The sequence below is a fragment of the Microbacterium sp. NPDC088619 genome (genome assembly GCF_044752825.1).
Taxonomy (GTDB): Bacteria; Actinomycetota; Actinomycetes; order Actinomycetales; family Microbacteriaceae; genus Microbacterium.
Genome location: NZ_JBIVLZ010000001.1, coordinates 505,952 through 526,432, shown reverse-complemented (window position 1 = coordinate 526,432; position 20,481 = coordinate 505,952). Strand labels below are relative to the sequence as shown.

The 20,481-nt window shown below is 66.6% G+C and carries 24 protein-coding genes; 7 read left to right on the top strand and 17 right to left on the bottom strand.

Annotation, left to right across the window (positions count from 1 at the left end):
* Positions 1 to 2 precede the first annotated feature (2 nt).
* Positions 3 to 1,526, top strand: coding sequence for an apolipoprotein N-acyltransferase (gene lnt / locus ACIP5T_RS02685; protein WP_400860373.1), 1,524 nt, complete (start codon positions 3 to 5; stop codon positions 1,524 to 1,526).
* On the opposite strand, the gene ACIP5T_RS02680 is transcribed toward lnt, so the two are convergent.
* From ACIP5T_RS02680 to ACIP5T_RS02665, 4 genes are all read right to left on the bottom strand, one after another.
* Complete coding sequence (locus tag ACIP5T_RS02680; RefSeq protein WP_042536672.1) at positions 1,523 to 1,906, bottom strand: RNA polymerase-binding protein RbpA; 384 nt, start codon at positions 1,904 to 1,906, stop codon at positions 1,523 to 1,525. The two genes, lnt and ACIP5T_RS02680, sit on opposite strands and share 4 nt — an antisense overlap.
* A 125-nt stretch (positions 1,907 to 2,031) precedes the next feature.
* A complete protein-coding gene (locus ACIP5T_RS02675; protein WP_400860371.1) occupies positions 2,032 to 2,805 on the bottom strand; it encodes a glycerophosphodiester phosphodiesterase family protein in 774 nt (257 codons plus the stop codon).
* Positions 2,802 to 3,728, bottom strand: coding sequence for an SPFH domain-containing protein (locus ACIP5T_RS02670; protein ID WP_400860370.1), 927 nt, complete (start codon positions 3,726 to 3,728; stop codon positions 2,802 to 2,804). The genes ACIP5T_RS02675 and ACIP5T_RS02670 overlap by 4 nt, the downstream gene beginning before the upstream one ends.
* Before the next feature lie 9 nt (positions 3,729 to 3,737).
* A complete protein-coding gene (locus ACIP5T_RS02665) occupies positions 3,738 to 4,211 on the bottom strand; it encodes an NfeD family protein (RefSeq protein WP_400860368.1) in 474 nt (157 codons plus the stop codon).
* A gap of 120 nt (positions 4,212 to 4,331) precedes the next feature.
* On the opposite strand from ACIP5T_RS02665, the gene ACIP5T_RS02660 reads away from it, so the two are divergent.
* Positions 4,332 to 5,096 carry an SDR family oxidoreductase gene (locus ACIP5T_RS02660; RefSeq protein ID WP_400860366.1) on the top strand — a complete coding sequence of 255 codons (765 nt, stop codon included), beginning with the start codon at positions 4,332 to 4,334 and terminating at the stop codon, positions 5,094 to 5,096.
* A gap of 64 nt (positions 5,097 to 5,160) precedes the next feature.
* On the opposite strand, the gene ACIP5T_RS02655 is transcribed toward ACIP5T_RS02660, so the two are convergent.
* Positions 5,161 to 5,760: an HdeD family acid-resistance protein gene (locus ACIP5T_RS02655; RefSeq protein ID WP_400860364.1), complete on the bottom strand. Its 600-nt coding sequence runs from the start codon at positions 5,758 to 5,760 to the stop codon at positions 5,161 to 5,163.
* A gap of 180 nt (positions 5,761 to 5,940) precedes the next feature.
* On the opposite strand from ACIP5T_RS02655, the gene ACIP5T_RS02650 reads away from it, so the two are divergent.
* Genes ACIP5T_RS02650 through ACIP5T_RS02640 form a run of 3 tightly spaced genes read left to right on the top strand, consistent with a single transcriptional unit; the run spans position 5,941 to position 9,134 of the window.
* Positions 5,941 to 6,339, top strand: a complete 399-nt coding sequence (locus tag ACIP5T_RS02650) for a helix-turn-helix transcriptional regulator (RefSeq protein ID WP_400864574.1) — start codon at positions 5,941 to 5,943, stop codon at positions 6,337 to 6,339.
* 4 nt (positions 6,340 to 6,343) lie between these two features.
* Complete coding sequence (locus ACIP5T_RS02645; RefSeq protein WP_400860362.1) at positions 6,344 to 6,754, top strand: VOC family protein; 411 nt, start codon at positions 6,344 to 6,346, stop codon at positions 6,752 to 6,754.
* Positions 6,755 to 6,779: 25 nt separating this feature from the next.
* On the top strand, positions 6,780 to 9,134 hold the full coding sequence (locus ACIP5T_RS02640; protein WP_400860361.1) for an ATP-binding cassette domain-containing protein: 2,355 nt from the start codon (positions 6,780 to 6,782) through the stop codon (positions 9,132 to 9,134).
* Between the two features lie 13 nt (positions 9,135 to 9,147).
* Here ACIP5T_RS02640 and ACIP5T_RS02635 read toward each other — a convergent pair whose 3' ends face one another.
* The 8 genes from ACIP5T_RS02635 to ACIP5T_RS02600 form a co-directional block, all read right to left on the bottom strand.
* A complete protein-coding gene (locus ACIP5T_RS02635) occupies positions 9,148 to 10,569 on the bottom strand; it encodes a serine hydrolase domain-containing protein (protein WP_400860360.1) in 1,422 nt (473 codons plus the stop codon).
* A gap of 46 nt (positions 10,570 to 10,615) precedes the next feature.
* Entirely contained in the window at positions 10,616 to 11,461 is an 846-nt protein-coding gene (locus ACIP5T_RS02630; protein WP_400860358.1) for a class I SAM-dependent methyltransferase, read from the bottom strand.
* A gap of 208 nt (positions 11,462 to 11,669) precedes the next feature.
* Entirely contained in the window at positions 11,670 to 12,230 is a 561-nt protein-coding gene (locus ACIP5T_RS02625) for a GNAT family N-acetyltransferase (protein ID WP_400860356.1), read from the bottom strand.
* Positions 12,227 to 12,817, bottom strand: coding sequence for a GNAT family N-acetyltransferase (locus tag ACIP5T_RS02620; protein WP_400860355.1), 591 nt, complete (start codon positions 12,815 to 12,817; stop codon positions 12,227 to 12,229). Before ACIP5T_RS02620 ends, ACIP5T_RS02625 begins: the two co-directional genes overlap by 4 nt.
* Positions 12,814 to 13,311 carry an SRPBCC domain-containing protein gene (locus tag ACIP5T_RS02615; protein ID WP_400860353.1) on the bottom strand — a complete coding sequence of 166 codons (498 nt, stop codon included), beginning with the start codon at positions 13,309 to 13,311 and terminating at the stop codon, positions 12,814 to 12,816. The genes ACIP5T_RS02620 and ACIP5T_RS02615 overlap by 4 nt, the downstream gene beginning before the upstream one ends.
* Positions 13,308 to 13,640 (bottom strand): ArsR/SmtB family transcription factor, encoded by a 333-nt coding sequence (locus ACIP5T_RS02610; RefSeq protein ID WP_400860351.1) that lies wholly within the window; start codon positions 13,638 to 13,640, stop codon positions 13,308 to 13,310. Before ACIP5T_RS02610 ends, ACIP5T_RS02615 begins: the two co-directional genes overlap by 4 nt.
* A gap of 27 nt (positions 13,641 to 13,667) precedes the next feature.
* Positions 13,668 to 14,216 (bottom strand): GNAT family N-acetyltransferase, encoded by a 549-nt coding sequence (locus ACIP5T_RS02605; RefSeq protein WP_400860349.1) that lies wholly within the window; start codon positions 14,214 to 14,216, stop codon positions 13,668 to 13,670.
* A gap of 15 nt (positions 14,217 to 14,231) precedes the next feature.
* Entirely contained in the window at positions 14,232 to 14,600 is a 369-nt protein-coding gene (locus ACIP5T_RS02600) for a VOC family protein (protein ID WP_400860348.1), read from the bottom strand.
* 95 nt (positions 14,601 to 14,695) lie between these two features.
* On the opposite strand from ACIP5T_RS02600, the gene ACIP5T_RS02595 reads away from it, so the two are divergent.
* Positions 14,696 to 16,021 carry a nitrate/nitrite transporter gene (locus ACIP5T_RS02595; RefSeq protein WP_400860346.1) on the top strand — a complete coding sequence of 442 codons (1,326 nt, stop codon included), beginning with the start codon at positions 14,696 to 14,698 and terminating at the stop codon, positions 16,019 to 16,021.
* Positions 16,022 to 16,041: 20 nt separating this feature from the next.
* On the top strand, positions 16,042 to 16,467 hold the full coding sequence (locus ACIP5T_RS02590; protein WP_400860344.1) for a GNAT family N-acetyltransferase: 426 nt from the start codon (positions 16,042 to 16,044) through the stop codon (positions 16,465 to 16,467).
* Positions 16,468 to 16,469: 2 nt separating this feature from the next.
* Here ACIP5T_RS02590 and ACIP5T_RS02585 read toward each other — a convergent pair whose 3' ends face one another.
* The 4 genes from ACIP5T_RS02585 to ACIP5T_RS02570 are packed head-to-tail and all read right to left on the bottom strand — an operon-like array spanning position 16,470 to position 20,447.
* A complete protein-coding gene (locus ACIP5T_RS02585) occupies positions 16,470 to 17,210 on the bottom strand; it encodes a formylglycine-generating enzyme family protein (protein WP_400864571.1) in 741 nt (246 codons plus the stop codon).
* Positions 17,211 to 17,221: 11 nt separating this feature from the next.
* Positions 17,222 to 17,980, bottom strand: coding sequence for an SGNH/GDSL hydrolase family protein (locus tag ACIP5T_RS02580; RefSeq protein WP_400860343.1), 759 nt, complete (start codon positions 17,978 to 17,980; stop codon positions 17,222 to 17,224).
* Positions 17,981 to 18,017: 37 nt separating this feature from the next.
* A complete protein-coding gene (locus ACIP5T_RS02575) occupies positions 18,018 to 19,370 on the bottom strand; it encodes an MFS transporter (protein WP_400860342.1) in 1,353 nt (450 codons plus the stop codon).
* 42 nt (positions 19,371 to 19,412) lie between these two features.
* On the bottom strand, positions 19,413 to 20,447 hold the full coding sequence (locus tag ACIP5T_RS02570; RefSeq protein ID WP_400860340.1) for an LLM class flavin-dependent oxidoreductase: 1,035 nt from the start codon (positions 20,445 to 20,447) through the stop codon (positions 19,413 to 19,415).
* Between the last annotated feature and the right edge of the window lie 34 nt (positions 20,448 to 20,481).

Below are 20,481 nucleotides of genomic sequence, written 5' to 3'. Positions count from 1 at the left end.
CCATGCCTGATTCCCGAGTGCGACAGCGCCCTCTTCTACCCCTTTCGCTCGCCCTTCCGGCCGCCGCGGCGGCTGCCCTCCTGATGGATCTCGCCTACCCGGACACCGCGGTGTGGGCGCTGGCGTTCCCGGCCACCGCGCTGCTGCTCGTCGCGCTGATCGGCCGTCGGGCCGGAGGTGCGCTCGCGGTGGGACTCGTCTACGGGGTGATCTTCTTCGGACTCCTCGTGTCGTTCACATCGCGCTATCTGGGTCCGCTGCCCTGGGCCGCGCTGAGCGTCCTCGAAGGCGTTCTCACGGCAGCGGCCTTGATCCTGACCACCCTGGCCTATCGCTGGATCCCCAAGGCCTTCCCGAGCGCCTGGGTGCGGCTCCTGCTCGTTCCGGTCGTCGTGGCCGCCCTGTGGGTCGGGCGAGAGCTGTTCGTCGGCTCCTGGCCCTACGGAGGCTTTCCCTGGGCACGGCTGGGCATGAGCCAGGCCGAGAGTCCGCTGGCCCCCGTCACATCGTGGGTCGGCGTCAGCGGACTCAGCTTCCTGATGGTGTTCCTCGTCGCCCTCGTCATCCAGGTGGTTCGCGAACGTGCTTGGCGCCGCCCGACCGCGCTGATCGCACCGGTCATCGTCATGGTGGCCCTGCTGGTCACTCCTCTGTTCCCCACGACAGTCAGCGGGTCTATGCGCATCGCCGCCGTGCAGGGGAACGGGCCGAGCGGGTATTTCGACGAGCGCCAGCCGTACTCGCTCATCGACGCGCAGACGGACGCGACCGAACCGCTCTACGGCGAGGACGTCGACCTTCTGGTCTGGCCCGAGGGATCGCTCGACTACGACCCGTTCCAGTCGGATTCGCTGGCGCGAAGGATGAGCGCGATCGCCTCACGGATCGGCGCGCCGCTGCTCGCCAATGCCGCGACGGAGCGTGAAGGTCTGTTCTACAACACGTCGATGCTGTGGACGCAGGACGGCGCCGACGGCCAGCTGCATGACAAGCGGCATCCGGTTCCCTTCGGCGAGTATGTACCCGACCGCGGCTTCTTCAACGCCCTCGCCCCCGACCTGATCGGTCTCATCCAACGCGAGTACACGCCGGGCACGAATCCGCCGGTCATCGATGTCGACGGAGTGAAGGTCGGGCTGGCGATCTGCTTCGACGTGATCTACGACGACGTCATCAACGAGGGGATCGGAGACGGCGCGGAGGTGCTCGTCTTCCAGACGAACAACGCCGACTTCCGTGGAACCGATGAGAATCTGCAGCAGCTCGCTTTCGCGCGGATGCGTGCGATCGAGACGGGGCGCAGCGTGGTCAACATCTCGACCGTCGGAACCAGTCAGGTCATCCGACCTGACGGGTCGACCGTCTCGAGTCTGGATGCGGGAAAGGCCGGAGCGCTGCTCGAGGATGTCGAACTACGCTCCGGCCTGACCGCTGGAATGGTTCTCGGCCCCTGGATCCAGCAGATTCTGCTGTGGGGCGGGTTGGGCGCGCTGGCCTTCGGGTGGTTGCGCGCCCGCCGGCGCTAGGCGCCGATCTTCTCGCGGGTCGGGTCTTCGCCCGCACCGCGGCGTGCGCGGATGAAGGCGAGTCGCTCTTCGAGGAGCTCTTCGAGCTCCGCGCGGGTGCGACGCTCCAGGAGCATGTCCCAGTGCGTGCGTGCTGCCTTCTCGTCGGTGGCGTCGAGCGTGACGGCCTGGCCGTCGACGTTCAGGCGGGCGTCCGCTCCGCAGGCACGGCATTCCCAGGTCTGGGGCGGCTCTGCGTCCGCCGAGAACATCAGGTTCGTGACATGGCCGCAGGTGTCACAGATGTAGGTGGTTTCACGGCGCTCCATGAAAACGACGCCCTCTTCGCTCTGTAGGCTCTGGGCGCCGAGTCGGATGCCGCGTAGGCTGCGATCTGCCATTGTGTGGTCCTCTCGTCGCTGTCAGGTATAACGCTCCAGCCTGTGCGCTTCATCCACGCGAGCGGATTCTCGGCGCGATTCACAGCGGAATCCCAGCGCCACAGCGTAAAGGCGGCGTGGCGCGATCAGCGGCCGACTGTGGCCAGGGCGACGTCGGCGCGGTCGGTGACGATCCCGTCTACGCCGGCCTCGACGAGCCGTCGCATCGAGCCGGCATCGTTCACGGTCCACACGTGGACCTCGACGCCGCGTCGATGCGCGGCGCGCAGCAGCGACGTGGTGAGGATCTTCACTCCGCGATGACGCTCGGGGATCTGCAGGACGTCGATGTCGCGCAACGCCCGGCCGGGGGAGAGGCGGACGGCCGAGAGCGCGCGGACGGCGGCGATGGTGCGGCTGCCACCCGAGGTGGCCGGTCTGAGAGCGGCACCGGCCCGGAGCACGGATGCGATCGTGGCGCGACGGTCGGCATCCGAGAAGCTGGTAACGAGCACACGATGCGTGTGGTCCGCAAGAATCGGGCCGAGGGGCACGGCGGCCTCGGTCGTCTTCACGTCGATGTTGAAGCGTGTCGTCGGGAACGCGGCCAGCGCTTCCGCGACGGTGAGGAGTCCGCCGTGGTCGGCGAAGATCCTGGCGAGCTCACGTGTGCGCACATCCCGCACGGGTCGGGGATCATCGACAAGGCGCTGCAGCGTCGCATCGTGGAACAGCACGACGTCACCGTCTGCCGTCATCCGGCAGTCCGTCTCGATGTACTCGGCGCCGGCGGCGTGAGCCGCTGCGAACGCCGCTGCCGAGTTCTCCCAGACGCCGGAGTCCTCGCCCGCCGCGGTGATCAGACCGCGGTGGGCGAGGACTCTGGGGTGGGCCGCCTTCTCGAAGTAGGGGTGCGTCACGCGCCCGGGTAGTTCGTCGGAGGCTGGCCGGGCTTCGGCGTGAACGCGGAGCCGATGCCCTTGAGAGCTTCGGTCAGTTCGCTCGGGATGATCCAGAGCTTGTTCGACTGCCCCTCGCTGATCTTCGGCAGCATCTGCAGGTACTGGTAGGCCAGCAGCTTGTCGTCCGGCTCGCCCTGGTGGATGGCGGTGAAGACGTTCTGGATCGCTTCGGCCTCACCCTGTGCGCGCAGCACAGCGGCCTGCTTGTCACCCTCTGCGCGGAGGATCTCCGCCTGCCGCGCGCCCTCGGCCTCGAGAATCGCCGACTGCTTCGTTCCCTCAGCGGTGAGGATCGCCGCGCGCCGGTCACGCTCGGCGCGCATCTGCTTCTCCATCGAGTCCTGGATCGAGATCGGCGGGTCGATCGCCTTCAGTTCCACTCGGCCGACGCGGATGCCCCACTTGCCCGTCGCCTCGTCGAGCACGACGCGGAGCTGGCCGTTGATGTTGTCGCGGCTGGTGAGAGCCTCTTCGAGGTTGAGACCACCGACGACGTTTCGGAGCGTCGTCGTCGTGAGCTGCTCGACGGCGCCGAGATAGTTCGCGATCTCGTACGTCGCAGCCCGGGCGTCGGTCACCTGGAAGTAGACCACGGTGTCGATCGAGACCACCAGGTTGTCCTCGGTGATCACAGGCTGCGGCGGGAACGACACGACCTGCTCGCGCATGTCGATGAGGGGGCGCAGCCGATCGATGAAGGGCACCAGGATATTGAGTCCCGGCATCAGCGTCTTGTGATAACGGCCCAGACGCTCGACCACCCCGGCGGTGGCCTGGGGGATGATGCGGATGGACCGAGCCAGCGTGACCACCACGAAGATGATGATCGCGATGACGAGGATCCACCCGATCGCTGCGGGAATGAACGATGCATCGTCCAAGAGGTTCTCCTAGTCGTTGACGGGACGGACGGTCGCGGTCGCGCCGTTGATCGCGATCACTGCGATCGGTGACCCCTGGGGGATCGGCACGGCCCCGGCGGTGCGGGCGGTCCAGGTGTCGCCGTTGCTCAGCTTCACCTGGCCCGAGATCTGGGTGATGTCCTGCAGCGCGGTGCCGCGCAGGTCGAGCAGCGCTTCGACGTTGGACTTGGTCGGGTCCTCACCGCGATGCAGGCGTTTGATCAGCGGTGGACGGAGGAAGAGGATGAAGAGCGCGGCCGCCGCTGCGGCGATCAGCACTTGCACCCACACCGGGATCCCGAGGAAGTCGGTGACGAGTCCGACGACGCTGCCGAAGCTCAGCATCAGGAAGGTGAAGTCGAGAGTCAGCATCTCGATCACGAGGAAGATGGCGATCAGGATCAGCCACCCGATCCATGCCCATTGGTCGATGAACTGTACGAATGTCGCGAAGTTGTCCATGCGGCCTCCTTTGCGGTCAACCTATCACGCAGCGCGAGCCCGGTCCCGGCTCGACGGGGTCGGCTTGATAGTCTGAAACCGCCGTGTCATCACGGCGATTCACGCATCAGAGGAGTCACCGTGACCGACGTTCTTCCCGCAGGTTCTCTCGAGGGCAAGGTCGCCCTTGTCACCGGCTCGTCACGAGGGATCGGGGCGGACACCGTGCGCTACCTCGCTGAGGCCGGCGCCGACGTGGTCATCAACTTCCGCAACAAGGCGCCGCGCGCCGAGAAGCTCGCCCGCCAGCTGCGCGAGCTCGGACGACGTGTGCTCGTCGTCGGCGCGGATCTCACGGATCCCGCGTCGGTCGGTGAGATGTTCGATGCGGTGAAGGCCGAGTTCGGTCGCCTCGACGTGCTGGTTCTCAACGCATCCGGGGGCATGGAATCCGGGATGGCGGAGGACTACGCCCTGACGCTCAACCGCGATGCGCAGCTCAACGTCCTCGACGCGGCTGCCCCTCTGCTCGGCGACGGGTCCCGAGTCGTGTTCGTCACGAGCCACCAGGCGCACTTCATCCGCACCACGCCGACGATGCCGGAGTACGAGCCGGTCGCGCTGTCGAAGCGCGCCGGCGAAGACGCGCTCCGGGAGCGCATCCCGGCTCTCGGGGAGAAGGGCATCGGATTCACCGTCGTCTCGGGCGACATGATCGAAGGCACGATCACGGCGACGCTGCTCGAGCGTGCGAATCCCGGCGCGATCGCCGAGCGCCGCGAATCCGCAGGCAAGCTCTACAACGTCTCGGAATTCGCGGCAGAGGTCGCACGCGCGGCGGTCGATGCTGTGCCTGCTGACAACACCCGCCTCGTGGGTGACGTGAGCGCCTTCGCAGCGGAGTGAATCGCTGAGACGAACGCAGAGAGCCCCGTCCGGACGGACGGGGCTCTCTGCGTTGCGAGGAGAGTCAGATCGCGGAGTCGGCCTTCGCCGAGGCCACGAACTCCTTCGCGTCCTTTCCGAGGGTGATCGCGCGGACGATCTGCACGATTCCGAGGACGACGAGAGAGATGCCGAGAACCAGCCAGAGGACCGCCGCCGCGTACAGCGGGGAGAAGAGCACGACGATGCCGGCGATGATGCTGAGGAGCGCGTAGAGCAGCGTCCACACCCGCGAGCCGTCTCGGCCGAGGAGGGACAGCGCCACCACTCCGTCGACGATCCAGCTGATGCCGATGAAGATGACGACGACGAGCGCGAGCGTCGCAGCGGCGACGCCGAGGTTGGCGAACGCGATGACGCCGGCCACGATGTAGACGAGGCCGAGCACGATGTGCCCCACTCGAGCCCAGCCGCCCTTGACGCGCGAGAAGATGCCGAGGCCGACATAGACGAGGCCGGCGATCACGAGGTAGGTGGCGAAGATGCCGGTGACGATGACGGCGGACTTGGCAGGCCAGACGAGCAGGACGATGCCGGCGATCAATGCGATGGCGCCGGAGACCGCGAGGACGACGCGGATGGACTTGAACAGAGATTTCGCTTCGGTAGCGAGGGGATCAGTCATGGTGGGGGACCCTTTCTGAGAAAATCCTGTGAGGGATGCTGACAGAGTAGCGCTGTCCGGGGCGAGATTGGGGAAGCTGATATCGATATGTCGTGGGAGTTCACACTCGGATACGAGAGGACATGCGAAAGTCGTGAGGTGAACCCGGACGACGATGCGCGGCTCCGCGAGCTCGTCGTGATGCGCAGAGTGCGGGATCGCATCGATCGCGACTACGCCACGCCCCTCGACGTCGAGGCGCTCGCGCGCGGCGCGCACATGTCGGCGGGGCACCTCAGCAGGCGCTTCAAAGAGACCTACGGCGAATCGCCCTACTCCTATCTGATGACCCGTCGGATCGAGAGGGCCATGGCGCTGCTGCGTCGTGGCGATCTCAGCGTCACCGAGGTGTGCTTCGAAGTGGGATGCTCCTCACTCGGCACCTTCAGCTCTCGATTCACCGAGCTCGTCGGTGTCCCACCCCGCGTGTATCGTGAGCGCGCAGCCGATGTCGAGGGAATTCCCACCTTCCAGGCGAAACACGTCATCAGACCGATCAGGAATCAAGAAGCACCGCGCACCGATGCGCATCTAACGTGAACCCATGAACATCAGCATCCACTACGCATTCCTCCCACACACCGACGCCGAGGCCGCCCTCGGCTTCTACCGAGATGCCCTCGGTTTCGAAGTGCGCAACGACGTCGGCTATGACGGCCTGCGATGGCTCACTGTCGGTCCGCAAGGGCAACCAGGGACTTCGATCGTGCTGCACCCGCCGGCCACGGACCCCGGTATCACCGACACCGAACGCCAGACGATCCTCGAACTGATAGCCAAAGGAAGCTACGGCGCGCTGATGCTCGCGAGCGACGATCTCGACGCCGTGTTCGAGCGGCTCGTCGACAGCGGTGCCGACGTGGTCCAGGAGCCCATGGACCAGCCATACGGGGTGCGCGACTGCGCGTTCCGCGACCCCGCGGGCAATCTGCTCCGAATCAACCAGGCCGGCTGACGCCGGTCCCTACTCGAGGATCACCATGACGACGACGCACCCCGCAGACGGCCACGACATCATCCGCGTGCAGGGTGCGCGCGAGAACAACCTGAAAGAAGTGAGCGTCGACATCCCCAAGCGTCGTCTCACGGTGTTCACCGGGGTCTCCGGATCGGGCAAGAGCTCGCTGGTCTTCGACACGATCGCCGCCGAATCGCGGCGCATGATCGACGAGACCTACAGCGCGTTCGTCCAGGGGTTCATGCCGTCGGTGCCACGCCCGGACGTCGACGTGCTCGAGGGTCTCACGACCTCGATCATCGTCGACCAGGAACGCCTCGGGGCGAATCCACGGTCGACCGTCGGCACGGTCACCGATGCGAACGCGATGCTGCGGATACTCTTCAGCAAGTTGGGCCAGCCTTACATCGGCGGCCCCACGGCGTTCTCCTTCAACATCCCCACGCAGAAGGCCAGCGGCGTGATGACAGGGCCGGGCGGAGAGAAGAAGATCGTCAAGGACGCGATCTACCTCGGCGGGATGTGCCCCCGATGCGAGGGCAGGGGGTCGGTGTCCGACCTCGATCTCTCCCAGATCGTCGACGAATCGAAGTCCCTCGATGAGGGGGCCATCATGGTCCCCGGGTACACCGCGGACGGCTGGATGGTCAAAGGCTTCTCCGCGTCGGGTTTCTACCCCGCCGACAAGCCGGTCGCGGAGTTCACCGAGAAGCATCGTCAGCTCTTTCTCTACGGTGAGGTCACCAAGGTCAAGATCTCGGGCATCAACATGACCTACGAGGGGCTCATCCCCAAGATCACCAAGTCGATGCTGTCAAAGGATCTCGACGCCCTGCAGCCCCACATCCGGGCATTCGTCGAGCGCGTCGCGACCTTCGCAACCTGCCCCGAGTGCGACGGTACGCGTCTCACCGAGGGCGCTCGATCATCGAAGATCGAAGGCGTCAGCATCGCCGATGCATGCCGCATGCAGGTCACCGATCTCGCTGAATGGGTGCGCGGTCTGGAGCTTCCGGGCGCCGCTCCGCTGCTCGAGGCGCTCAGCGCCAACCTCGACGCGTTCGTCACGCTCGGCCTGGGGTACCTGAGCCTCGACCGTCCCTCCGGGACGCTGTCCGGGGGAGAGGCACAGCGGATCAAGATGCTGCGTCACCTCGGCTCGTCGCTCACCGACGTCACCTACGTGTTCGATGAGCCGACCATCGGCCTCCATCCCCACGACATCCAGCGGATGAACACGCTCCTGCTGCGTCTGCGAGACAAGGGAAACACCGTGCTGGTCGTGGAGCACAAGCCCGAGACCATCGTGATCGGCGACCACGTGGTCGACCTCGGTCCCGGCGCCGGGAGTGCAGGAGGCGAGATCTGCTTCGAGGGGACGGTCGAAGGACTGAAGGCCAGCGGCACGCGCACCGGCGATCACCTCGACGATCGCGCAGTGCTCAAGGGATCGGTGCGCGGCAGCACCGGTGCGATCGAGATCCGTGGCGCGACCGCGAACAACCTGCAGAACGTCGACGTCGACATCCCCACCGGAATCCTCACCGTGGTCACCGGGGTGGCCGGCTCAGGCAAGAGCTCGCTGATCCACGGATCGGTGTCGAAGCTCGAGGGGGTCGTCGCGATCGACCAGGGGGCGATCAAGGGGTCCCGGCGCAGCAATCCGGCCACGTACACCGGCATGCTCGAACCCATTCGCAAGGCGTTCGCGAAGGCCAATGGGGTCAAGCCCGCGTTGTTCAGTGCGAACTCCGAGGGAGCCTGCCCGACATGCAAGGGTGCGGGAGTCATCATCACCGAGCTCGGTTTCATGGACACGATCGAGACTCCCTGCGAGGACTGCGGCGGCAAGCGATTCCAAGCTGCCGTCCTCGAGTACAAGCTCGCTGGTAAAGACATCACCGAGGTGCTCGACCTGCCCGTCGCGGAGGCGAGGGTGTTCTTCTCCGAGGGCGAAGCGAAGCTCCCGGCCGCAGCCGCGATCCTCGGACGCCTCGAAGATGTCGGCCTGGGCTATCTCTCTCTCGGGCAGCCGTTGTCGACTCTGTCAGGCGGCGAGCGTCAGCGCATCAAGCTGGCGATCCAGATGGGGGAGAAGGGCGACACCTACGTCCTCGACGAACCGACCACGGGGCTCCATCTGGCTGACGTGCAGAACATCCTCGGTCTCCTCGATCGACTCGTCGAATCAGGCAAGACCGTGATCGTGATCGAGCATCACCAGGCCGTCATGGCCCACGCCGACTGGATCATCGACATCGGGCCCGGTGCAGGTCATGACGGCGGTCGTGTCGTCTTCGAGGGCAGCCCTGCAGATCTCGTCGCAGCGAGGTCGACGGTCACGGGGGAGCACCTGGCGGAGTACGTCGGCGCGTAGGGGAGAGGCCGGGTCAGGCCACGTCGGGCCGGGTCATCAGCGGCGATGTCAGGTGCACCGTCAGATCCGTGCCAGTGAGCGGACTGGTCACCCAGACGAGTTCTGCAGTTCCACCCCGAACTGTCAACCGCACCCGATGCGGTGTGCTCACGATGCGCATCTCACACACGAACGCCTCGTCCTGCCATGCCCCGCATGCGACGACCGGGCGCCCCAGAGGACTGCTCTCGGACCAGCAACCGTAGCCTGCGTGCACGGCGAACGAGTCCGCGAACTGGATCACCCACCCGCCCGGCCGCGCGTCGATCACGAGCGGAGTACCGTCCGGCAACGCGGATCCTTCGAGCGCGCCGTCGACGGTGGCGGTCACAGGCATCGAGGCTCGCCGCTCGTCACCGTCGACCGTGGGCATGGTCAGCTGTCGAAGCCGCCGAGCCAAGATGGCATCCGCATCAGGGCCGCCGGGTATATCGACGCCGGGGAGCAGACAATCCCAGATCGCGTCGAGCACCTCCTGGGCGTGTTCGACCTCGGTGTGCGCGGCTGTCAACACGACGACCAGATCGAAGTCGGGAACCACGACGCATTGCTGGCCGAAGGCGCCGTTGCCGTGGAAGCCGTGTCTGGACATCCAGATCTGATATCCGTAACCGGCGTGAAAGTCCTTGCCGGGCGCACCCGGCGAGTAGTGCCGACTGTCGATGTGCTTGCGAGTCGCACGGTCCATCCACTCCCGAGACAGCAACTGTCGTCCTCGCCAGGCGCCGCCGCGCAGCATCAACTCACCGAAGGCTGCCACGGCCTCCGTGGTGAGATGCAGGCCGTGAAAGCCGAACTCGGCGCCGCTGCCGACTCGATCCCACTCGACATCGGTGATACCCATCGGCTCGAAGAGCCGCTGGGCCAAGAGCGTGGACAGCGACCTACCGCCGACCTGCTCGACCATTCTGGCCAGTACGAAGGTGGTCGCGTTGTCGTAGGTGTGCTGGATCCCGGGTTGGGCCTCGATCGACATCCGCAGATAGCCTCGCACCAGATCCTGCGGCTCGAGTTCCCACGCACCCGCCAGCGTGTCCTCGGCGTGTCCGGCGGTCATCGTCAGCAGGTGGTGAACCGTGAGCAGACGTGCGCGGGGCGGCATGTCTGGGGGGACGTGAGCCGGGAGGATGTCGATGACCCGATCGTCGAGTTTCAGCAGCCCGTCGTCAATCATCATCCCCACGGCCATCGCCGTGAAGGATTTCGTCAGCGAGTAGAGCAGGTGCGGCCGAGTGGCCGAATATGGCGCCCACCATCCCTCCGCGACGACCCGGCCTCGGCGCGTGATCATGAGCGAATGGCACTCGATGTCGAGATGCTGCAGTCGATCGAGTAGTGCGCCGATCGCCGGAGATGAGATGGCAACGGACGAAGGGGTCGCACGTGGCAGAATCACGACGTCATCGTACGGGTACCTCGCCGATATGGCAGGTCTCCGAAGGTCAGTCCTTGTGGGCGACGATCGTGTAAGTGCACGGCACGAGGTTGCGCTCGGCCTCGGGCCAAGCGTACCCGCGGGGGACGTCGACCATTCGAGGGCTGAATCGCCAGGGGAGGGTGCGGCCCTCGTCGAAGTGGACGAGACGGAGCCCTGCGCGAAGCAAGGAGCCGAGGATCTCGGAGAGGGGGTGCGGCCACTCGTACGTGCGCGGGTGAGTGACCTTGCCGTCTCCGGCATAGGTGGACTCGTCGTCCCATTGCTGTGCGCGGCCGTCGCCGAAGTACGGGTAGCGCGTCGTGAGCCCGGGTGCATCCTCGTCGAGTGCGAGCAGCGCCGGATGGCCGTCGCGGATGAAGAACGTGCCGCCCGGGCGCAGCAATGCGACGATCTGCGCAGCCCACCGATCGAGATCCTCGAGCCAGCAGATCGTCCCGATGCTCGTGTACACGACGTCGAAGTCGCCAGACACTGCGTCGCGCGCATCGAGCACGTCGGTGTGGACCCAGGTGGCTGAGACGCCCGTGCGGTTCGCGAGCGCTTCTGCAGCGCGGAGCGCGGGCTCTGAGAAGTCGACGCCCGTCACGATCGCCCCGGAGCGTGCCAGCGAGATGGTATCCGTGCCGATGTGGCACTGGAGATGGCAGAGATCGAGTCCTGACAGGCTCGCGCCGGGCAGGAAGCGAGTGAGCACCGGCAGGTCGTCGGTCACGACGTCGCTGATGTGACCCGGCTCGTCGAACGCATCCAATCCGTACGCAGCTTGGTGCAACGGCACGCGGTCGTTCCAGTTCTGCAGATTCGCGCTGCGCGCGGCTTCCCAATCGATCTCGACGTTGCTTCCGTTCACGTCTCGAGCCTATCGACAGCCTCGTTCACGCTGATCACGGTAATGCCGATAATGCACATTATGTCAGCTCGAACCACAACAGGCCTCTACTCTCCGGTGGGGTTCGTCTTGATGGAAAGCGCCGCATCGGAGGTCTGCTGCGCAAGTACACCCGTCGGAAGCGCAGCAGCAGAGGGATTCCTCTGTCGGCCGACGCTCGTGAGGGTCATCACCAGGGAGTGCCACGAAGGTCGATGTCACCCTGCGGCCACGGATCTGCGCCGGCGCCTGAGGTGGACGCGAATACGAATATCGGCCCCGCTGAAGATGTCACCGTCTCGCTCGCGTCGCTCATCGACACGTGACGCTCCACCGCATCCACCCGCGACCACCCGGTGCGTTCGTAGAACGACGCCACCTCTTCTCGGCACCCGAGGTAGCCGAAGTCCACGCGATCGTCGTCGCGCATGACCTGTTGGGCGTGAGCCATCACGCGACTGCCGACTCCGTCGGAGCGCCACTCCGGATGGACCAGGACTCCCCCGGTTCCAGCCACCGCGACCTCTCGTTCGCCGACGCGTATGACGCGCCGTTGGAATCCGACATGCGCGACCGCGATCGCGCCATGGAAGATCACCGTGTGGACGTCAGCCGGTGAGTAGCCGTACGGGCGGTCTGGGTTCCATGCTCCGTGCTCTGCTCGGTACTCGCGGTCGAAGAGATCTCGCAGTGCGGCCGACTGAGAATCGGACAGAGCGTCGTGCTCGACGATGACGACGTGCTCGGTCATTCAGAATCCTCCGCGAGTCGGATCGACGATGGTGGCGTCGGACGTAGCGCCCTCACCGTCAGGATGTTCCGCCCGTGCTCGCTCGCGGGGCGATCACGGGCTGAGTCCACGAAGCCGAGCTTCTCGAGCACGCGGTGCGAGGCGACATTCCATTCCCAGACGCTCGCCCACGCTCGCTCGTGGCCTGCTGAAACCGCCCAGGCGAGAACGGCTGTGGCGGCCTCCGTCGCGTACCCGCGATTGTGGGCGCTGCGCAGAAGTTCGAACGCGATCTCCGGCTCGCCCTCTGCTCCGTTGTCCTCGAAGATGAGTCCGCAGTAGCCGTACACGTCGCCGGTCGCAGCGTCCTCTACAGACAGCAGGTCGGAGCGCTGCCTTCCCTCGTTCGCGATCCGGGCCGCCATGTCGGAGACCGTCGGGCGCCCGTCGGCATCGAGCTTCCGATGAGCCGGCACGCGCTCGTCGCGTTCGGTCCACAACCGGTGAAACACCTCCGCATCCGTGACCGCCTGGGGGCGGAGCATCAATCGCTCGGTCCGCAGGAACTCCCCGCCCAGAGCGCCCCGTGCCCGGAGAGCGGTGTTCACGGTCGCGCCGCCGATCCGGTCTCGACGAGTTCGGCCAGCGCCGACGTCACCGAACCCCAGCCTTCGAAGAAGCCGAGGTCTTCGTGTAGATTCCGCGCGGCGGGATCACCGTGGCACACGATCACACGATACGCCGTACCGTCGGCGTGTTCGTCGAGGACGATCTCCGCCGTCATCGAGACCGGCTCGGGCTTCGCCGGCCGCAAGGAGCTGTCGATGGCGTTCGTGAAGACCAGTCGCCTCTCGGGTTCCACGACGAGGAAGATCCCATTCGTATGCGGCAGGTACTCCCCTGCAGTCTCGCGCATGCTTGTGACGAAGGCACCACCGGGTTGCGCGTCGAGCCGATCGACCCGTGCCTGCATGGGCGCGGGTACCCACCACCGGGCGAGAAGCTCAGGGTCGGTCCACGCGCGCCACACCGACGACGGCGATGCCCGGATCGTCCTCTGCAGAGTCAGGTCGAGTCGCGGGTCGAGTGCGGTGCTGGTCATCGGGTCTCCTCCGGATCGGTCACGAGGGCTTCGAGGCGGTCTGTCCGGTCATCCCAGACATGCCGTTGCTCCTCGATCCAGTCCTCCACGACTGCGAGACGGTCGCGGTCGAGTATGCACGTGCGCACGCGACCGCTCTTGGAAGTGCGGATGAGCCCGCTGTCCTCCAGCGTGCGAATGTGCTTCATGAACGACGGGAGCGTGATCGCGAAGGGGTGGGCGAGCTCCCCCACGCTCGCGGGGCCGCGTCCGAGCGCGCGGATGACCTCGCGCCGTGTGGGGTCGGCGAGAGCAAGAAACACCTCGTTCGCGCTGTCATGGTTAGCCATGCGGATAAGTATTGCGCAGGCAGATGGTTAGCGCAAGGGCATAGTATCTGCGGGTCTCACCATGCAGATGAGTCCCTCCCGATCGTCCCAGGAAGCGACCCTCTCGAAACCGCGAGATTCGTAGAGGCCGATCGCCGGAGCCCGCCACTCCCAGACGGACAGACGGACGCGCTCGGATGTCCGTGCCAGCGCAGCATCCAGCAACGCGGATCCGAGTCCACGTCCGCGGAGGTCCGGATCTGCCCAGAGGCGCTTGATCTCGCCCTCGCCCCCATCGACCCGGACGACCACTACTCCGACGGGCCGCTGTTCGGTCGAGGCGAGAAGAGTCGTGCAATCCGCGTAGGCTGCGCGTGGATCCTCTGCCTCCCGCTCATATCTCTGCGGCAGCACTGTCGTCGGCGCAGCCGACTCTCCCCTGCCATGCGTGACCTTCTCCATCTCGGTCTGCAGGAGATAGGTGCGAACGAGCTCACTCACCGCGGTCGTATCGGCGTCGTCCCACAGCGACTCACGAACACGGATCGACGGGCGGCGCTCGTCGTGCGAAGGGTGAGAATGAAGTTGGGACGTCACATCCTCATTCTGCCTTCACTGTGCGGCCCAGACTCCCAGCTCGTTGCCGCTGGGGTCGACGAAATGCAATCGCCGACCACCAGGGAAGTCGTACGGCCCCTGGGTCACCGCGCCACCCGCTTCCGCGATCGCAGCCTGAGTCGCATCGAGGTCGTCCGAGTAGAGCAGCACGAGGGGACCGCCGGCCGGTCGTGCCTGGTCGGATGCCAGTAGGCCGCCCACCTCCGACCCGTCGCCCGTCGGTGAGGCGATGCCGGCGTACGCGGGGCCATAGTCGACGAAGACCCACCCGAATGCATCTCGATAGAAGCGCTTCGCGGTGTCGAGATCATTGACGACGAGCTCGACGTAGTTGATGGAGTGGTGCACAGGTGCAGGAGTCATGCGGCCACGGTAGCGAGAGCGTCGGACATTCGACAGCCCCTGCTCCGAGAGTCCGCGCGTCGGGATACCGCCGGACCAGGAGTACCGTGGGAGGAGTGCAACAGGTTCCCCGCTCCCCCGTGACCACCCCGGGTTGGAGGGCCTGGCTCGTCTGGGGCGTAGGTGTCGCGGCGTACGTCCTCGCGATCACGAACCGAACCTCCCTCGGTGCCGTCGGTGTGGAGGCAGCCGACCGGTTCCAGGCGGACGCTTCGACCCTCGCCCTGTTCGCCGTCGTTCAGCTCGCCGTCTACGGCGGCATGCAGATCCCCATCGGCATCCTGCTCGATCGTTTCGGCTCCCGCCCGATCATGACGATCGGCATGCTGCTGATGGCCGCAGGCCAGCTCACCATGGCCCTCTCCCCCGGTATCGGGATCGCCATCTTCGCTCGCGTCCTGCTCGGCGCCGGCGATGCGGCGATCTTCCCCGCGGTGCTCCGGCTGGTGGCGACCTGGTTCCCCGCACAGCGGGGACCGATCATGGTGCAGTTCACCGGCATCATCGGTCAGGCGGGCCAGCTGGTCGCTCTCGTTCCTCTGGCGGCTCTTCTGCACGCGACCACGTGGACGATCACCTTCGGCAGCATCGCCGGACTCGGCGTCCTGTTCACGATCCTCGTCGCGCTCGTCATCCGCAATCACCCGGCCGAGCGTGGTGCTGACGTGACGGTCAACACCGACACGGGCGTGATCCGCGTGGTCACCTCGGCGATCGACACCGGCGTCGGGATCCGAGCGGCGTGGGCTCACCCCGGCACCCGACTCGCCTTCTGGTCTCATTTCACGACTCCGTTCGCCGGCACCGCCTTCATCCTGCTCTGGGGAATGCCGTTCCTCACCGCGGCTCAGGGCCTCGACACCGCGCACGCGGCGGGGATCATCTCCGTGTACGTGGTCGCCGGAATGGCGCTCGGTCCCATCATCGGCGACCTGTCGCGGCGTCTGCCGAATCAGCGCTCGCTCGCACTCGTCCTGCCTGCGGTCGGGGTGCAGTTCGTCGCCTGGGTGGTCGTTCTCGCTCTGCCCGAGCCGGCGCCACTCTGGCTGCTCTACGTGCTCGCCGTCGCTCTCGCGACGGGGGGCCCGGCGAGCATGATCGCCTTCGACCACGCGCGCACCCACAATCCGTCGCACCGCCTGAGCACGGCGACCGGAGTGACGAACGCGGGCGGGTTCATCGCGGCTCTGATCGCGATCTTCCTCATCGGCCTCGCGCTCGACCTTCAAGGGGCAGGGACCCCGGAGACCTATTCGCTGGAGGCGTTCCGGGTCGCGTTCCTCATGCCCATCCCGCTCTGGATCCTCGGCGTCACCTTCATCCTGATCGAACGCAAGCGCACGCGCATCAGGATGGGCTTGGATCCCGAGAGGCGGCGCTGACTGCTTCTAGGATGGTGCTCATGCCCGCGACCTACACCTTCTCGAACGACCGCGCCCTGATCGATCGCGCACTGGTGCATCGCTGGCTGAGTGAGGAGTCGTACTGGGCGAAGGGCCGTAGTCGCACGGCCCAGGATGCCGCGATCGACGCATCGCGCAACTACTCGATCCGCGACCAGGACGACCGGCAGGTGGGGTATGCCCGCGTCGTCACCGATGGAGTGACCTTCGCATGGCTCTGCGACGTGTTCGTCGACACGAGCGCACGCGGGCACGGAATCGGGCGGATGCTGGTCGAAGGCGTGCTGGACGACCTTCGCGACTCCTCGACGGTCAAGCGCATCATGCTCGCCACCAGCACCGCCAGCGGCCTGTACGCGCAGTACGGCTTCGCACCGTCGGCCGACCCGAAGCACTACATGGTGAAGCTGATCGATCGCGGGTGATGTCAGCGCCCGGGTCGCCTCAGCGGCGTCCAACCGAACGGCACGGCGCCGTCGACGAACGCCCGCTCGCGATCTGCTCGCACCGACCACCCCTGTGCATCGTCCGGGGTGTCGAAGGCCCCTCGGGCGACGCGCATGCCGACGTCCTCGTGATGCATCCGGGGTCCTCCCCCTCGGCGCACGGATGCCCGCACACTCCAGGAATCGTCCGCGAATCCGCCGCCACGGAACACCCGGTAGTCGCCGTATCGCGCGGGATCCAGAAGATCCCAGCACCACTCCCACACGTTGCCGAGCGTGTCGAAGAGTCCGTTGAGGTTCGGCAGCTTGCCACCGACTTCCTGCGGCGAGGAGATCGCATCGGCACTCGTCCAGGCGGCGTCAGCAAGAGGGGCGTAGTGAGGACCCACCGAGCCCGCCCGGCAGGCGTACTCCCATTCCGCCTCGGTGGGCAGCCGATACCCGTCCCCTGTCGCATCCCAGCTGACCTCCTCGCCGTCGAACCGATATACCGGATCGAGGCCTTCCCATTCGGAGGCGGCATTGCAGAAATGGACGGCGCGCAACCAGCTGACATCGACAGCGGGTCGCCGAGGATGCCGTGACGCGATGGGCAGGATCTCCGCGAGCTGCTCCTCGGTGATCGGGAACACCCCGATCTCGAAGTCCTCGACGGCGACCGTGCGCTCGACTTTGCGGCGCGCATCGTGGAGGGTGACGGAGCCGCCGGAGATGTGGCGCATCTCGATGTCGGTCACGCGTGCGGAACCCTCTCGACCCAGTCGGGGTACTTCGCCGCACGGCCGTCACCGGAGGAGGTGCGTGTGACTCGCCGCCTGACCCAGGGGCCGACGTACTCGCGGTAGTAGGCGAGTCCTGCCGGGCCGCCCGCAGTGAGGGAGGTCGGGGACCACCACGTCGACGGCGGCTCGAACCCCAAGCCCTGCAGCACCCGCGCGGCGACGCGGTGGTGACCGGCGGCGCTCATGTGCAGGCGATCGGCCGACCAGTACTTCGCGTCCGCGAGCTCTCGATCGGGCCAGTTCAGCGCCCGCACGACGTCGTCGCGACCCTCGACCCTGCGCAGCACGGCGTCGGAGAGCAGGTCGCCGCGACGTTGCACGAGCGACCCCATCGGAAGCTGCCCGCTCGGGTTCGCCCCGGAGAGCAGAATCAGGGTGACGCCCTCTTCGTCGCACCGGCGCAGAACCCGACTGAACGCGTCCGCGATGTGCTCGAGGTCGGTCCTCGGTCGGAGCATGTCATTGCCGCCGCCGTTGAACGAAAGATGAGTCGGGCGCAGCGCGAGCGCGGGCTCCAGCTGCTGCTCGACGATCGGCCAGGCCAGCTTGCCGCGGATCGCGAGGTTCGCGTAGCTGATGGAGTGACCGGCGGCATCCGCCCAGCCCTGAGCCACGAGATCCGCCCACCCTCGTTCGCGACCGTCCGGCAGAACGTCACCCACTCCCTCGGTGAAGGAGTCTCCGATGGCCACATAGCGAACGTCAGTCACCTCGACAGCCTATTCCCGCGCACGGACACGGCGGGCATCAGCGGTCGTCGAGTGCCATCCCGCCGCGATCGACCAGGCCCCACGCTGCCGCCGCGGCGACGACGAAGCACGCCCCGAACACCGCGAACAGCACAGGTGCTCCCCCGGCGACGAGCACGACCGGCACGGCCAGCGGGGCGACGATCGACGCGATGCGGCCCACCCCCGCGGCCCAGCCCGCCCCGGTTCCTCGCAAGGATGTCGGGTAGATCTCCGGGGTGACGGCGTACAGCGCACCCCAGGCGCCGAGATTGAAGAACGAGAGTGCCATGCCGGAGGCGATGATGGTCGCCTCGGTCGTCGAAGTCCCGAAGAAGACGGCCGACACGGCCGATCCGACGAGGAAGACCGAGAGCGTCGTGCGCCTGCCCCACACCTCGATGAGCCATGCGGCGACCGCATAGCCCGGAAGCTGCGCGAGAGTGATGATGAGCGTGAACCCGAAGGAGCGCACGAGATCGAAACCCGCGTCGACCAGGATGCTGGGGATCCAGATGAAGGCGCCGTAATACGCGAAGTTCACGCAGAGCCAGACGATCCACAAGCACAGGGTGCGCACCCGGAACTCCGCGTTCCACAGAGTGGTCAAACGCGCGCGTGCGGTGACGGCGATCGCTCGCGAGACCGGCTCTCGCCTGATCGCCGGCCCCGGTTCGACACCCGCGTCCGCTTCGAAGGTCGCGACGATCCGGTCGGCCTCGGCGATGCGCCCGCGTGAGGCGAGCCATCGCGGAGACTCGGGCAGCCCCCACCGCACGATGAGGGCATAGACGGCGGGGATCGCGCCGAGGGCGAAAGCCCATCGCCAGCCCTCGTCGGACGCGGGGATCACGAAGAAGCCGATCAGCGCGGCGGCCGTCCAGCCCAGTGCCCAGAACGCCTCGAGGATGACGATGAGCCGGCCTCGGATACGGGCCGGCGCGAACTCGCTCACATAGGTGGAAGCCACGGGAAGCTCGGCGCCGAGCCCCAGCCCGACGAGGAACCGCAACACGAGGAGAGCAGCGAGCCCACTCACGAGGGCGCTCGCTCCCGTTGCGACGCCATAGATCAGGAGGGTCAAGGCGAAGACCTGGCGCCGCCCGAGCCGGTCGGCGAGGAGGCCGCCGAGGGTCGCGCCGATCGCCATTCCGATGAAGCCGACGGACGCGATCCATCCCGCATCCGTCTTCGTCAGGCCCCACTGCTGGGTGAGCGCCGCGAGGATGAAGGAGATGAGTCCGACGTCCATCGCGTCCAGCGCCCAGCCGACACCTGAGCCGGTGAGAAGACGGAGGTGGCGGCGCGTGAACGGGAGCTCATCGAGACGCCCGGCGATCGACGCCCGGCTCGGCAGCGCGGTGTTGGCCATTCCTTCATCGTAGAGGGCCGCACCGCGCTGCCGAGCTGCGCGTCAGTCGCGGTCGGCGAGCAGGCGGCGCACCCGAGGGATGACCTCGGAGCCGTAGAGTTCGATGCTGCGCATCATCGCATCGTGTGACAGCGTTCCGGTCGCGTACTTCATGTCGAATCGACCGAGCCCGAGTGTCGTGACGGTGTCGGCGATCTTCGCCGCGACGCGATCGGGCGAGCCGACGTAGAGCGCTCCGGCCGGGCCCACGTCGTTCTGGAAACGTGCCCGGCTGTACGGAGGCCATCCACGCTCGCGGCCGATGGTGTTGTTCATCGCCTCGAACCCGGAGTAGGCGGCCTCCCATGCCTCTTCGTCTGTGTCGGCGATGTGGCCCGGCGAGTGCACGGCGATCGGGTGCGAGGTCGTGCCGAAGGAGGCCACCGAACGGTGGTACAGGTCGACGAACTGACGGAAGCGACCGGCGGGGCCTCCGATGATCGCGAGCATCAAGCCCAATCCATGACGTGCGACCCGCACGACGGACTCCGGGCTGCCGCCCACCCCCACCCAGGTGCGCAGGCCGTTCTCCGTCTTCGGGAAGACGTTCGCATTCTCGAGCGACGCGCGCATCGTTCCGGACCACGTCACAGGCTGCTCGGTGAGGAGTTCGACGAAGAGTTCGAGCTTCTGCTCGAAGAGGGCGTCGTAGTCGCGGAGGTCGTAGCCGAAGAGCGGGAACGATTCGATGAACGAACCGCGGTCGAGCACGACCTCTGCTCGTCCGTTCGAGAGAGCATCGAGAGTGGCGAAGCGTTCGAAGACGCGCACGGGGTCGTCCGAGGACAGCACGGTGACGGCGGTGCCGAGGCGGATGTCCTTGGTGCGACCTGCGATGGTGGCGAGCACCATCTCCGGCGCCGACACCGCGAACTCCGTGCGGTGGTGCTCCCCCACGCCGAAGAAGTCGACCCCGACGCTGTCGGCTCGCTCCGCCTGCTCGACGATGTTGCGGATCGTCTGCGCGCCGGTGAGGAGCTCGCCGTCGTCGCCTCTCGTGATGTCGCCGAAGGTGTCCAGCCCGAACTCGATGCTCATGTCAGCCCTTTCTATTCAGCTGAATGAACAGCGG

Coding starts and splice junctions, on each gene's coding strand:
- lnt (WP_400860373.1), top strand. CDS start 3: ATGCCTGATTCCCGAGTGCGACAGCGCCCTCTTCTACCCCTTTCGCTC.
- ACIP5T_RS02680 (WP_042536672.1), bottom strand. CDS start 1,906: ATGGCAGATCGCAGCCTACGCGGCATCCGACTCGGCGCCCAGAGCCTA.
- ACIP5T_RS02665 (WP_400860368.1), bottom strand. CDS start 4,211: ATGGACAACTTCGCGACATTCGTACAGTTCATCGACCAATGGGCATGG.
- ACIP5T_RS02655 (WP_400860364.1), bottom strand. CDS start 5,760: ATGACTGATCCCCTCGCTACCGAAGCGAAATCTCTGTTCAAGTCCATC.
- ACIP5T_RS02650 (WP_400864574.1), top strand. CDS start 5,941: ATGCGCAGAGTGCGGGATCGCATCGATCGCGACTACGCCACGCCCCTC.
- ACIP5T_RS02645 (WP_400860362.1), top strand. CDS start 6,344: ATGAACATCAGCATCCACTACGCATTCCTCCCACACACCGACGCCGAG.
- ACIP5T_RS02640 (WP_400860361.1), top strand. CDS start 6,780: ATGACGACGACGCACCCCGCAGACGGCCACGACATCATCCGCGTGCAG.
- ACIP5T_RS02625 (WP_400860356.1), bottom strand. CDS start 12,230: ATGACCGAGCACGTCGTCATCGTCGAGCACGACGCTCTGTCCGATTCT.
- ACIP5T_RS02615 (WP_400860353.1), bottom strand. CDS start 13,311: ATGACCAGCACCGCACTCGACCCGCGACTCGACCTGACTCTGCAGAGG.
- ACIP5T_RS02610 (WP_400860351.1), bottom strand. CDS start 13,640: ATGGCTAACCATGACAGCGCGAACGAGGTGTTTCTTGCTCTCGCCGAC.
- ACIP5T_RS02600 (WP_400860348.1), bottom strand. CDS start 14,600: ATGACTCCTGCACCTGTGCACCACTCCATCAACTACGTCGAGCTCGTC.
- ACIP5T_RS02590 (WP_400860344.1), top strand. CDS start 16,042: ATGCCCGCGACCTACACCTTCTCGAACGACCGCGCCCTGATCGATCGC.
- ACIP5T_RS02585 (WP_400864571.1), bottom strand. CDS start 17,210: ATGCGCCACATCTCCGGCGGCTCCGTCACCCTCCACGATGCGCGCCGC.
- ACIP5T_RS02575 (WP_400860342.1), bottom strand. CDS start 19,370: ATGGCCAACACCGCGCTGCCGAGCCGGGCGTCGATCGCCGGGCGTCTC.
- ACIP5T_RS02570 (WP_400860340.1), bottom strand. CDS start 20,447: ATGAGCATCGAGTTCGGGCTGGACACCTTCGGCGACATCACGAGAGGC.